Raw genomic sequence first — 12,481 nt, forward strand, 5'->3', positions numbered from 1 at the left:
CGCGTGCGAAGATGGCAGTTGCTGGTGGGAACGATCTCCGGACGGCATCTGGGACGGTTCTCTGGCCATGGTGGACCACTACGCGCAGCGCGCGGGGCAGCCTCGGCGGGACGCCCTGCTGATGGTGCCGATCGCCACTGCGCTGATCGACGCCGACGGACGCATCCTGCACTGGAGCAGTGACGCGGAGGCGCTGCTCGGACACCCGGCGCAGGAGGCGGTGGGTGCCCGGGCGGCGACCCTGCTGACCTCCGACGAGCACCGGCCGGAGGTGCTCCAGCTGTTCCGGCAGATCCTGGCGGGCCGGCCCTGGTCCGGGGTCTTCCCGGTCCGGCACCGGGACGGGCACCTGGTGGACCTGGAGTTCCGCACCCATCCGATCCTTGGCCCCGGCGGCGCGCCGATGGTGCTGGCGGTCGCCTCCGAGGTGACCACGCTGCACCGGCTCCAGGCCGACCTGGCCCTCCTCGACGGGTTCTTCACCCAGTCCCCGGTGGGCATGGCGGTGTTCGACACCGACCTGCGCTTCGTCCGGCTGAACGGGGCGCTGGCGGAGGCCAACGGCCTGAGCGTCGAAGGCCCGCTGGGCCGACGGCTCACCGAGGTGCTGCCCAGGATCAACGGCCCCGAGTCCGAGGCGGTGATGCGCCGGGTGCTGGAGAGCGGCGAGCCGGTGGTGGACGACCTCGCGCACGGCCGCACCCCGGGCGACCCGAGCCACGACCACGCCTGGTCGGCCTCCTACTTCCGGCTGAGGGACCGCGGCGGCCGGGTGCTCGGGGTGTGCGCGACCGTCATCGACATCACCGAGCGGTTCCACGCCGACGCCCGGGCGGCCCGCGCCCAGGAGCGGCTGTCCCTGCTGGTCGACGCGACCGCCTCGATCGGCACCACGCTGGACCTGCGGCAGACCGCCCGGGAACTGGTCGACGCGATGGTGCCCAGGGTCGCCGACATCAGCGCGGTGTTCGGGCTGGAGGAGCTGGTGGCCGGCCGGAGCGTCGAGCCGTCCCCACCGGAGGCCCCCTTGCTGGTACGGCGCCTGGCGATCGCCTCCGCCGACAACCAGTACCCGGCCGAGGCGCTGCCGCTGGACGCCGTGTACGAGCTGCCGCCGGACTCCCCGTACGCCCGGGCGCTGACCGGCGGGCGCACGGTGGTGGTGCCGTCCTGGGAGCTGCCGGCGCTGAGCGAGCGCCTCAACGAGAGCCGCCGCCAGGCCTTCTTCGGCGACCGCCCGCGCTCGGTGCGGATCACCCCCCTGGTGGCGCGCGGCACGACGCTCGGCATGGTGGTGTACTCGCGGCGCGGCTCGCGGGAATCCTTCGCGGCGGCCGACATCACGCTCGGCGACGAGCTGGCCTCGCGCGCCGCCGTCGCGATCGACAACGCCCGGCTGTACCTGCGCCAGCACCGGACGGTGCTGGCGCGGCAGCAGGCGCTGCGCGAGGCCAAGGCCGCGCAGGAGCGCCTGGCGCTGGTCAACGTGGCCTCCACCCGGATCGGCACCACGCTCGACCTCGCCCAGACCGCCCAGGAGCTGGCCGAGGTCGCGACGCCGAGGCTGGCCGACACGGTGGTGGTGGAGGTGCTGGAGGAGCTGGTCCGCGGCGAGCGCGAGGCGACCGCCCCGGTGGACGGTTCGGCGCTGCTGCGGCGGATGGCCTTCCACTCGGTGCGCGGCTCGACCCTGTCCCCGATCGACCGCACCGGCAACCTGCACCGCTTCCTGCCCGGTTCGCCGTACGCGTGGTGCCTGGCGCACCGCAAGCCGGTGCTGGTGCCGCGGATGGACGAGGAGGGCATGGCCTGGTTCGCCGAGGACCCGGTGCGCCAGGCCGCCGTCCGGGAGCAGAACGTGCAGTCGTTCATGGCGGTCCCGCTGATCGCGCGCGGCACGCCGGTCGGCGTGGCGGGCTTCTACCGCACGCTGGTCGAGCGCCCGTACGAGGAGGCCGACGTGGCGCTGGCCGGGGAGTTGGCGCTGCGGGCGGCCGTCTCGATCGACAACGCGCTGCTGTTCACCCGCGAGCGCGACGCGGCCGCCGCCCGGCAGCGGGCGCTGGACGAGGCGTGGGCCGCCCAGCAGCGGCTGTCGCTGCTGAACGAGGCCAGCAACCGGATCGGCACCACGCTCGATCTGTACCGCACGGCCCGGGAGTTGGTGGAGGTGGTGATCCCGCGCTTCGCCGACTTCGTCACCGTGGACCTGCGCGAGGCGGTGCTCAGCGGCGAGGAGCCCGGGGCCGTCCCGGCGGAGGGACCGGTGCTGATGCGGGCGGTCGCGGTCGGCGAGACCGGCTCGGACGGCACCATGCACGAGGCCGCCGACGAGGTGGGCGAGACCTCGCAATCGGCCGGCCTGTACGCGCAGAGCCTGCGCACCCGGCGCTCGATCCTGGTCGCCGAGGTGACCGAGGAGGAGCTGCGCCGGATCGTCGCCTCACCCGACCGGGTGCAGCCGAGCCTGGACGCCGGGGTGCACTCGTACCTGATGGTGCCGCTGGTGGCGCGCGGACACGTGCTGGGCGGCGCGGAGTTCGTCCGCACCCGCAACCCGGCACCGTTCGGCCCGGAGGACCGCTCGCTGGCCGAGGAGCTGGCCGCCCGCACCGCGCTGGCGATCGACAACGCCCGGCTCTACCGCCGTGAGCGGGACACCGCGCTCACCCTCCAGCGCAGTCTGCTGCCGCAGGAGGTGCACCGCACCCTCGGGCTGGACCTCGCCTACCGCTACCTGCCGAGCAGCGTGGTCAGCGAGGTCGGCGGCGACTGGTTCGACGTGGTGCCGCTGTCGTCCGGGCGGGTCGCGCTGATCGTCGGCGACGTGATGGGCCACGGCATCCGGGCCGCCGCCACGATGGGCCAGCTCCGCACGGTGGCACGGACGTTGATCACCCTGGACCTGGACCCGGCGCGGGTGCTGTACCGGCTGGACGAGGCGACCGCGACGGTCGGCGAGGGCCAGTTCGCCACCTGCGTCTGCGTGGTGTACGACCCGGTGGACCGCCACTGCACCGCGGCCAGCGCCGGGCACCTGCCGCCCGTGGTCGCCGACACCGAGGGGCGGGCGCACCTGGTCGAGCTGCCGTCCGGCCTTCCGCTCGGGGTGGGCGGAGTCGCCTTCGAGAACGCCGAGTTCACCCTCCCCGAGGAGGGCATCCTCACGCTCTACACGGACGGCCTGGTCGAGCGCCGGGGCCAGGACCTGGACGAGGGGCTGGAGTTGCTCTGCCGGACCGTCGCCGATCGGCGCGACTCGCTGGAGCAGACCTGCGAGGCCGTCCTGAGCCGGCTCACCGAGACCACCGGCGAGGACGACATCGCCGTCATCATGGCGCAGGTCCGGCCGCGGGGAGCCGACCGGATCGCCACCCTCCCGCTCACCGGGGACCACGCCATGGTCGCCCACTCGCGCCGCTTCACCCGCGAGACGCTGACCGCCTGGGGTCTCGACGCGCTCGCCGACTGGGCCGAACTGCTCACCAGCGAGCTGATCACCAACGCCCTGGTGCACGCCGGATCGCCCACCCAGCTGCGGCTGTACTGCAACCGGGTGCTCACCGTCGAGGTCGCCGACCAGGAGTCCGAGGTGCCGCGGATCCGCCGTGCCCGCACCGAGGACGAGGGCGGCCGGGGCATCCACCTGGTCAACGAGCTCGCGCACCGCTGGGGCAGCCGCCGGACCAAGGACGGCAAGGTGGTCTGGTTCGAGCTGGAGCTGCCCCCGGGGACCGCCCCGCCCGCCTGAACGGCCTCCCGGTCGTCACCTTCGCCCACGTCCTCGCCGACGGCCCGCGCCGCGCGGACCGCCCCTCAGGGCCTGTGAACGTCCCGGGACCCGGTCGCGGCACCGTCGGCCCAGCCCTGGGGGTCGGTCCAGGCGGCCAGCGTGCGGCGGGTCTCGAAACGGCGCTCGCGGCCGGTCAGCGGGTCGGTGAACTCGACGGCCGAGGCGAGCAGCTGCAGCGGGCCGCGGAAGTCGTCCGGGGCCGGCTCGGGCAGCACCACCGGATAGACCGGGTCGCCGAGGATCGGCAGTCCGAGGCCGCACATGTGCAGCCGCAGCTGGTGGGTGCGCCCGCTCAGCGGCCGCAGCCGGTAGCGGGCCAGGCCGTCGCGGCGCTCCAGCAGGTCGATCCGGCTCTCGCTGTTGGGCGGGGCGTCGATCTCCCGCGCGGCGATCACCCCGCGCTCCTTGACGATGTGGCTGCGCACGGTGCGCGGCAGGCTCAGCTCCGGGTCGTACGCGGCGATCGCCCGGTACTCCTTGCGCACCAGGCGGTCCCGGAACAGCGTCTGGTAGGCGCCGCGGTCCTCCGGGCGGACGACGAACATGGCCAGGCCCGCGGTGAGCCGGTCCAGGCGGTGGGCGGGGCTGAGCGCGGGCAGGTCGAGGCTGTGCCGCAGCCGGGACAGCGCCGTCTCGGCCACGTGCCGGCCGCGCGGGGTGGTGGCCAGGAAGTGCGGCTTGTCGACGACCACCAGGTGCTCGTCGCGGTGCAGCACGACCAGCTCGAAGGGGACGCGCACCTCCTCGGGCCGGTCCCGGTGGAACCAGAGGTGGGCGCCGGGCCGGAACGGCTCCGCCGGGGCGACGGGGCCGTGCTCGCCGACGATCTCGCCGTCCCGCAGGGCCGCGTCGATCCGCTCGGCCGGGACGGCGGGCAGCCGGTCCACCAGGTGGTCCCGCACCGTCGGCCAGGGGCCTTCGAGCGGCAGCCGGAGGTGCACCGGGTCCACGCCGTGGCGCTGCGGGAGGGGGGAGGCCGGTCGGCGGCTCTTGCGTCTCATCTCCCGGCCCAGCGTAGTGCGCGCCGGCGCGCGTCCCGCGGCCGAGGTGCTGACCCGGGGCCGGGCAGGGACAGTGGACCGGAGGCCCTCGTTCCGCCGGGGGCCTCCGACCGTACGCCGGGCGGCCGGCGGACCGGGGTGCGGCCGGACCGACCCGGCCGGACCCGGCCGACCTGCACACCGGCCGGCCGGACCACCCCCGGGATCGACCCGCCGGAACGACCGACCGGCACCACTGGAGGACGCGTGACCGCCGACGGCCCGGACGGGGTGCCGCCGCTGCACCTGCCGAGGCGGACCCGGCTGCTGCTCTACGGCGCGCTCCTGCTGCTGGTCGCCGCCGTCGTGGCCGCACTGGCGATCGGGCCCGGAACCACCCTGGCCCCGCTGCTCGCGGTGGCCCCGGTGCTGGCCGGCGCGACCACCCGGCGGGCCCGGGTGCCGCTGCTGGTCGGTGCGGTGGCGCTGCTCACCGTCGGGCTGCTGGAGTCGGCCAACGCGCAGCTGCCGCTCTCGGTCCGGATCAGCGTGCCGGTCACCGTCCTGGCCTCGACCCTGGCCAGCGCCGCCAGTGTCGTCCTGGTGGCGGCCCGCGAGCGGGAGCTGTTCCAGGTCCGGACGGTGGCCGAGGCGGCGCAGCGGGCCCTGCTGCGCCCGCCGCCGGAGCGGATCGGGCCGTTGCGCGTCGCGGTGCGGTACGTGGCGGCGGCCGCCGAGGCGCGGATCGGCGGGGACCTGTACGCCGTGGTGGAGACCCGCTTCGGGGTGCGCATCCTGCTCGGGGACGTCCAGGGGCACGGACTGCCGGCGGTGGAGACGGCGGCGGACGTCCTCGGGGTGTTCCGGGAGGCCGCCCGGACCGAACCCGATCCCGGCCGGCTCGCCGAGCGGCTGGACGCGGCGCTCGCCGCCCGGCCGTCGGACGAGGGGCGGTTCGCCACCGCGCTGCTGCTCGACGTGGCGGCGGACCGGGGGCCGGTGCGGCTGGTGAACTGCGGCCACCCGCCCCCGCTGCTTCGCCGGGCGGGCCGGGTGAGCGAGCTGGAGCCGCCGTTCCCGGCGCCGCCGCTGGGGCTGCTCGGGCTCACCGGCGGCGGGTACCCGGCCCGGCCCTTCGAGCCGGAGCCGGGTGACGTCCTGCTCCTGCACACCGACGGGGTGTCGGAGGCCCGGGACGCCGGGGGCCGGTTCTACCCGATCGCGGAGCGGCTGCCCGGCCTGCACGGCGGCTCGCCGGCGGACCTGCTGGACGCGGTGCTGGAGGACGTCGGCGACTGGGTCGGGGCCACCGGGCTGGCCGACGACGCGGCGGTGCTGGCGATCCGCTGGGAGCCGTGACCGGGCCGCGCCACCGGCTCCGGCGGTTCCGGCGAGTGGCCCGGACGCGATTGTCAGTGGGGTGTGCAAGGCTCGGTTCGCGGTCGGCGGGGAGCCGGCCGCCCAGCAGTGGACGGTCGACGAGGGGACGGTGCCATGGGGAACAGGGCGAGCGGGTCGTTCGAGCTCACCGCGTTCGAGCCGGTGGAGACGGAGGAGCGGGATGGCGCGGCCTTCGGGCGGGTCCGGATCGCCAAGACCTTCACGGGCGGGCTGAGCGGGGCGAGCGAGGTGCGAATGCTCTCCGTCGCGGGCCCCTCCGGCAGCCCGGCCTCGTACGTCGCGGTGGAGCACGTGACGGGTGAACTGGACGGGCGCGCGGGCTCGTTCGTGCTCCAGCACACGGCCTGGGACACCACCGGCACGACGATACGCGTGGTGCCGGGCACGGGCGCGGGCGAGCTGTCCGGGATCACCGGGGAGTTCCGGCTGACCGTCGACGGGTCCGGCGCCCACACCTACGTCCTGGAGTACGAGCTGGGCTGACGCCACGTCCTGGAGTGGCCGGCCGGGCTGACGCCGGCCGCGCGTGCCACGGCCGGCTGCCCAGTTGTCCGGCTGACCGGCTGACCGCCTGCCCGGCCCGTCAGAGGACGGGCTGGCCCGCTTCCAGCCGCCGGATCGCGGCCCGGACCGCGGTCGCAAAGCTCCAGAACAGCGGCAGGGTGTTGGTCGCCCGGTCGGCGCGGGTGTTCTTGCCCGGGGCGAACATCGCGGCCCGCAGCTCGGTGGTCATCTCCAGCTGGGCGCCCATCCCGAGCAGGCTGCGGTTGCAGATGTTCTCCGGGGAGATGCCCGCGATCTCCTCCTCGCCGGAGGCGGTCACCGCCCGGATGCCCGCCGCCGCGAACTCCTCCATCAGGTACTGGCGGAGGGTGGCGTTCAGGCCGCCGACCAGCACGGCCTGGGCACCGGCCTCCAGACCGGCCTGGGCGGCGGTGCAGCCGTGCAGCGACACCACGTTGAGGCTGCCGCCGCACATCGCCCGGGCCACGCCGTCGTCGCAGTGGGTCGAGGTGACGTGCAGCTCGCCGTTGTTGGAGGAGCGCAGGCCCTCGAACATCCAGAAGTCGTGCGTCGGCCCGGCGGCCGGGGTCGGCGCGAGGTCGGCCGGGTGGTAGCCGGCGACGGCCAGGCAGAGTTCGGAGGTGCCGACCTCGATGCCACCGCCGTGCGGGGCGACGACGGTGGTCCGGACGACGGACGTGCGGCCCTGCAGGCTCTGGTCGTCCATCAGGTGCCGGCGGTAGCGGCGGCCGTAGTCCACGCCCTCGACCACGGTCGGGCTGGCGTAGAGGGCCGTGTTGGAGGGGTACAGGTCGGCGGCGGCGCTCGCGGGGGTGCTTCCCACGACGGCACCGAGGGTGCCGAGGGCCGGGGCCGCGGCGAACGCGGCGATGAGGGTTCGTCGGTTGATCACGGCAGGGATGATGGCAGGGGGTGGGGGATCGGCAAAGCCCCTGCACCGTCATGACCGAATACCTGCCGTGCCACGGACGGAATCAGCCTGATCGTGTGACACCGGCTCGCCGGGCTCGTGCTGCGTCCCCCGGGCACCCGCCCACGCTGTCACGATGATGCGATCAGTGCACGATCGGCATCGGAGGGTGGCGCATGCCCGGCACGGCGGTGGATCGTACGACGGCAGCGCCGGCGCGGGCGGCCACGAGGACGGCCGCGGTCGGGCGGGTGATCGACCGGCTGCGGCGGATCGGGGCGGGGCTGCCCCCGGCCGACGGGGTGGCGGTCTTCAACCGGATCTACCTCACCGTGACGCAGGCGGTCCGCGACCGGCTGGACCGCGGGTGCTTCGCCGACCCGCGGGCGACGGCCGAGCTGGACGTGGTGTTCGCCGGGCACTACCTGCGGGCCGTGGCCGCCGACGCGGCCGGACGGGAGCCGCCCGCCTGCTGGCGGCCGCTGTTCGCGCTGCGCGCCCACCCGGGAGTGCACCCGCTGCAGTTCGCACTGGCCGGGATGAACGCCCACATCCAGCACGACCTGCCGCTGGCCGTCGTGGAAACCTGCCGCCGCCGGGGCTGCGAGCCCGCCGCCGTCGAGGAGGACTACCACCGGATCAACCAGGTGCTGGCCGAGGTGGAGACGGCCGTCCGGGAGCAGCTGATGCCCGGGCCCGACCTGCTGGAGCTCGCCGAGCCGCTCCCCCACCTGCTCGGCGTCTGGTCGGTCGGGGCCGCCCGGGAGGGCGCCTGGAGCGCCGTGGAGGCACTGTGGGAGCTGCGGTACCTGCCGGGCGCGGCCCGGGCCTTCGCCGCCGCGCTGGACGGTTCGGTCGGACTGCTCGGCCGCGCCCTGCTGCTCCCGCTCGGAGCACTGCTCCCACCCGGGCCGGACGGTGGGCCGAACGCCGGGCCGGACCAGGTGCCGGACGCCGGGCCGGGCAGCGGACCGGTAGACGTGCCGGGCACCGGGCGGCAGGCCCCCGTGACGGCCGCGGCCGCCCGGCTCCCCGAGGCGAGGAACCGGACGGCCGGCGGTACGGACGCGGGCGCGGCGGGCGCCGGCGGCGATCAGGCCCAGCTGGAGTGCAGCGGCTTGCCCTCGGCGTAGCCGGCCGCGCTCTGGATGCCCACGATCGCCTTCTCGTGGAACTCCTCCAGGCTGGCGGCGCCCGCGTAGGTGCAGGAGCTGCGGACACCCGCGATGATCGAGTCGATCAGGTCCTCGACGCCCGGGCGGGCCGGGTCGAGGAACATCCGGGAGTGCGAGATGCCCTCCTCGAACAGCGCCTTGCGGGCCCGGTCGTACGAGGAGTCCTGGGCGGTGCGGTTGCTCACCGCACGGGCCGAGGCCATGCCGAAGCTCTCCTTGTACTGGCGGCCGTCGGCGGCGGTCTGGAGGTCGCCCGGGGACTCGTAGGTCCCGGCGAACCAGGAGCCGATCATCACGTTGGAGGCGCCGGCGGCCAGCGCCATCGCGACGTCGCGCGGGTGGCGCACGCCGCCGTCCGCCCAGACGTGCTTGCCGAGCCGCCGCGCCTCGGCGGCGCACTCCAGGACCGCGGAGAACTGCGGCCGGCCGACGCCGGTCATCATCCGGGTGGTGCACATGGCGCCGGGGCCGACGCCGACCTTGAGGATGTCGGCGCCCGCCTCGACCAGGTCGCGGACACCGACGGCGGAGACCACGTTGCCGGCCACGATCGGGACCTGCGGGTCCAGGCCGCGCACCGCGCGCAGCGCGCTGATCATGGACTCCTGGTGGCCGTGTGCGGTGTCGACCACCAGCACGTCGGCGCCCGCCTCGATCAGCGCCGCGGCCTTGCCCGCGACGTCGCCGTTGATGCCGACGGTGGCGGCGATCCGCAGCTTGCCGGCCGCGTCCACGGCCGGGGTGTAGAGGGTGGCGCGCAGCGCGCCCTTGCGGGTGAGGAGGCCGACCAGCCGGCCCTCGCCGTCCACGACCGGGGCGAGCTTGCGGTGCGCCTCGGTGAGCTTGTCGAAGGCGGTCCGCGGGTCGATGCCCTCGTCCAGCACCAGCAGCTCGCGGGACATGATGTCGGCCAGGCTGGTGAAGCGGTCCACGCCCTGGCAGTCGGACTCGGTGACCACGCCGACCGGCCTGCCGTCCTCGACCACCACGAGGGCGCTGTGGGCGCGCTTGGGCAGCAGCGAGATGGCCTCGGCCACGGTGGCGCCCGGGGCGAGCGTGATCGGGGTGTCGAAGACCAGGTGGCGCTGCTTGACCCAGGAGACGACCTCGGCGATGACCTCGGTGGGGATGTCCTGCGGGATGGCGACCAGGCCGCCGCGGCGGGCGACGGTCTCGGCCATCCGGCGGCCGGCGATGGCGGTCATGTTGGCCACGACCAGCGGGATGGTGGTGCCGGTGCCGTCGTTCGAGGAGAGGTCCACGCCCTGCCGGGAGCCCACGGCGGAACGGCTGGGGACCATGAAGACGTCGTCGTACGTCAGGTCGTACGAGGGCTTGAGGTCGTTCAGGAAGCGCATGAAGAAGGGCTCTCTGGCTGGGGGATACACCTCGGGTGCGGTTGCGGCGATGCCGCCGGAGCGCACTCGGGCGCCCGGCACCCAGCATTCGATTCTCCGTGAGGGCGGGGTCAAAAGCCAGTTCGAGGAGCTTTGCTGGGGCTGTCCACAAACCGTGATCAATGCTCCGCGCGTAGACATGGAGGATCATCCAAAGACCCCCTCCGACGTCCGGTTTTCGCCCCGGTCCGGACCGCTCCCGTAGCATTCACGCGGTAACGGGCATGGCTTCACGCGTGTGGGCGTGGCGAACGGGAAAGCGGCAGCAGGCGTGAGCATCGGGCAGACGGACATCGAACAGACGGACATCGCGCGGCCGGACATCGCGCCGGACCGGATCGGGGACGCCGAGGAGATCGACTACGGTCCCGGCCTCGACCCCGAGCGGCTGAAGCTCTGCCTGGAGGTGATCGCCGAGCTCGACGAGCTGCACGTGGACCACCCGGACGCGATCACCGTCCGCCAGGCCGTCGGCGGCATATTCCGCACCCTGAAGCAGCGGCGCCGCCAGGAGACCCGGGCCCGCAAGACCGCCAACGACCGCGAGGTCACCGCCCGCACCGCCACCGGTGCGCCGAGCCGGATCGACGACGAGACGGCCGGCGCCTTCGGCCTGACCACCGTCACCACCACCGAGATCGCCGGCATTCTGGAGCGCCCGCGCTCCTGCTACACCTGCAAGCAGCGGTACGTCGAGGTCGACGCCTTCTACCACAACCTCTGCCAGAACTGCGCGGTCAGGAACCGCGCCCGCCGGGACGCCCGCGCCGACCTCACCGGCAAGCGCGCGCTGCTCACCGGCGGCCGCGCCAAGATCGGGATGTACATCGCGCTGATGCTGCTGCGCGACGGCGCCCACACCACCATCACCACCCGCTTCCCCAACGACGCGATCCGCCGCTTCAAGGCGATGCCGGACAGCGCCGAGTGGATCCACCGCCTCAAGATCGTCGGCATCGACCTGCGCGACCCGGCCCAGGTGCTGGCACTGGCCGACGAGGTCGCCGCCGACGGCCCGCTGGACATCCTGATCAACAACGCCGCGCAGACCGTGCGCCGCCCGCCGGAGTCCTACCGCGAGCTGGTGAACGCCGAGTCCGCGCCGCTGCCGGCCGGCGAGCTGCCGCAGGCCACCACCATCGGCCGCTTCGGCAGCGGCAGCGTCGACCTGCCCGCACTCCCCCATCAGGCGGGCGGCGACGTGCAGCGGATCACCGCCGAGGACGTCACCTCGCTGGCCCTGGTCACCGGCTCCGCCACGCCCGCCCGGATCGCGGCCGGCACCGCGATCGACGCCGGCGGCCTGGTGCCCGACCTCGCGGACACCAACAGCTGGGTGCAGACCGTCTCGGAGGTCGGCCCGATGGAGCTGCTGGAGGTCCAGCTCTGCAACTCCACCGCGCCGTTCATCCTGATCAGCCGGCTGCGCCCGGCGATGGCCGCCTCCGCGTCCCGCCGCAAGTACGTGGTCAACGTCTCCGCGATGGAGGGCGTGTTCGCGCGCGGCTACAAGGGCGCCGGCCACCCGCACACCAACATGGCCAAGGCCGCGCTCAACATGCTCACCCGCACCAGCGCGGAGGAGATGTTCCGGACCGACGGCATCCTGATGACCGCCGTGGACACCGGCTGGATCACCGACGAGCGCCCGCACCCGGACAAGATGCGGCTCGCCGACGAGGGCTTCCACGCCCCGCTCGACCTGGTCGACGGCGCGGCGCGGGTGTACGACCCGATCGTGCGCGGCGAGGCCGGCGAGGACCTGTACGGCTGCTTCCTCAAGGACTACGACCGCGCCAACTGGTGACCTGCTGAAGGAGATGGCGAGTTGAGCACAGCACCGACCGCACCGCTGCTCGGCGCGGGGATCATCGTGCCCACCGGGGACGGCCGGGTGCTGATCGGCCGCCGGACCACCGCCGGCGAGCCGCCCACCTGGAGCCTGCCCGGCGGCAAGGTCGACCTCGGCGAGTCCTTCGAGCGGACCGCGGCCCGCGAACTCGCCGAGGAGACCGGCATCGTGCTGCCCGCCGAGGAGATGCGGGTGCTCGCCGTCCACCTCGACCACGAGCTCGGGCGGCCCCGGCTGACCGCCGCCGTGCTGGCGCCGCCCAGCCTGGCCGAGGCCGTGCTCACCGAGCCGCACGCCTGCGCCGGCTGGGAGCGCTTCCCGGTGGACGCGCTGCCGGAGCCGATGTTCTACCCGTCCGCGCTGGTCCTCGGCAGCTGGCTGCCGGGGCTGTCCCCGCGGGTGCGGGCCGGGACGCACGGCTACCCCGTCGCCCGCTGAGGGCGGGCGG

Annotated in this window: 8 protein-coding genes and 1 pseudogene; 6 read left to right on the forward strand and 3 right to left on the reverse strand. The window is 74.6% G+C overall.

Annotation, left to right across the window (positions count from 1 at the left end; translation table 11 throughout):
- Positions 1 to 67: 67 nt before the first annotated feature.
- Positions 68 to 3,751 carry a SpoIIE family protein phosphatase gene (locus ACFVVA_RS12200; protein ID WP_387688432.1) on the forward strand — a complete coding sequence of 1,228 codons (3,684 nt, stop codon included), beginning with the start codon at positions 68 to 70 and terminating at the stop codon, positions 3,749 to 3,751.
- A gap of 65 nt (positions 3,752 to 3,816) precedes the next feature.
- Here the strand turns inward: ACFVVA_RS12200 and ACFVVA_RS12205 are convergent, their stop codons facing one another.
- Positions 3,817 to 4,794, reverse strand: coding sequence for a pseudouridine synthase (locus tag ACFVVA_RS12205; protein WP_387688434.1), 978 nt, complete (start codon positions 4,792 to 4,794; stop codon positions 3,817 to 3,819).
- Positions 4,795 to 5,040: 246 nt separating this feature from the next.
- On the opposite strand from ACFVVA_RS12205, the gene ACFVVA_RS12210 reads away from it, so the two are divergent.
- Both ACFVVA_RS12210 and ACFVVA_RS12215 read left to right on the forward strand, forming a co-directional pair.
- A complete protein-coding gene (locus ACFVVA_RS12210) occupies positions 5,041 to 6,132 on the forward strand; it encodes a PP2C family protein-serine/threonine phosphatase (RefSeq protein WP_387688436.1) in 1,092 nt (363 codons plus the stop codon).
- Positions 6,133 to 6,267: 135 nt separating this feature from the next.
- Complete coding sequence (locus ACFVVA_RS12215; protein ID WP_387688438.1) at positions 6,268 to 6,657, forward strand: DUF3224 domain-containing protein; 390 nt, start codon at positions 6,268 to 6,270, stop codon at positions 6,655 to 6,657.
- Positions 6,658 to 6,757: 100 nt separating this feature from the next.
- Here ACFVVA_RS12215 and ACFVVA_RS12220 read toward each other — a convergent pair whose 3' ends face one another.
- Entirely contained in the window at positions 6,758 to 7,588 is an 831-nt protein-coding gene (locus tag ACFVVA_RS12220) for a poly-gamma-glutamate hydrolase family protein (RefSeq protein ID WP_387688756.1), read from the reverse strand.
- A gap of 197 nt (positions 7,589 to 7,785) precedes the next feature.
- Here ACFVVA_RS12220 and ACFVVA_RS12225 point away from each other — a divergent pair.
- Positions 7,786 to 8,499: pseudogene (locus ACFVVA_RS12225) on the forward strand (DUF5995 family protein); the annotation flags it as partial.
- Positions 8,500 to 8,702: 203 nt separating this feature from the next.
- On the opposite strand, the gene ACFVVA_RS12230 reads toward ACFVVA_RS12225, so the two are convergent.
- On the reverse strand, positions 8,703 to 10,142 hold the full coding sequence (locus tag ACFVVA_RS12230; protein ID WP_387688440.1) for a GuaB1 family IMP dehydrogenase-related protein: 1,440 nt from the start codon (positions 10,140 to 10,142) through the stop codon (positions 8,703 to 8,705).
- Between the two features lie 376 nt (positions 10,143 to 10,518).
- Between ACFVVA_RS12230 and ACFVVA_RS12235 the strand changes: the two genes are divergently transcribed.
- Both ACFVVA_RS12235 and ACFVVA_RS12240 read left to right on the forward strand, forming a co-directional pair.
- Positions 10,519 to 11,988, forward strand: a complete 1,470-nt coding sequence (locus ACFVVA_RS12235; protein WP_387688758.1) for an SDR family NAD(P)-dependent oxidoreductase — start codon at positions 10,519 to 10,521, stop codon at positions 11,986 to 11,988.
- 21 nt (positions 11,989 to 12,009) lie between these two features.
- Positions 12,010 to 12,471: an NUDIX hydrolase gene (locus ACFVVA_RS12240; protein ID WP_387688442.1), complete on the forward strand. Its 462-nt coding sequence runs from the start codon at positions 12,010 to 12,012 to the stop codon at positions 12,469 to 12,471.
- Positions 12,472 to 12,481 lie beyond the last annotated feature (10 nt).

The organism is Kitasatospora sp. NPDC058048 (assembly GCF_042885555.1).
Taxonomy (GTDB): Bacteria; Actinomycetota; Actinomycetes; order Streptomycetales; family Streptomycetaceae; genus Kitasatospora; species Kitasatospora lactacystinica.

Coding starts and splice junctions, on each gene's coding strand:
- ACFVVA_RS12205 (WP_387688434.1), bottom strand. CDS start 4,794: ATGAGACGCAAGAGCCGCCGACCGGCCTCCCCCCTCCCGCAGCGCCAC.
- ACFVVA_RS12215 (WP_387688438.1), top strand. CDS start 6,268: ATGGGGAACAGGGCGAGCGGGTCGTTCGAGCTCACCGCGTTCGAGCCG.
- ACFVVA_RS12230 (WP_387688440.1), bottom strand. CDS start 10,142: ATGCGCTTCCTGAACGACCTCAAGCCCTCGTACGACCTGACGTACGAC.
- ACFVVA_RS12200 (WP_387688432.1), top strand. CDS start 68: ATGGTGGACCACTACGCGCAGCGCGCGGGGCAGCCTCGGCGGGACGCC.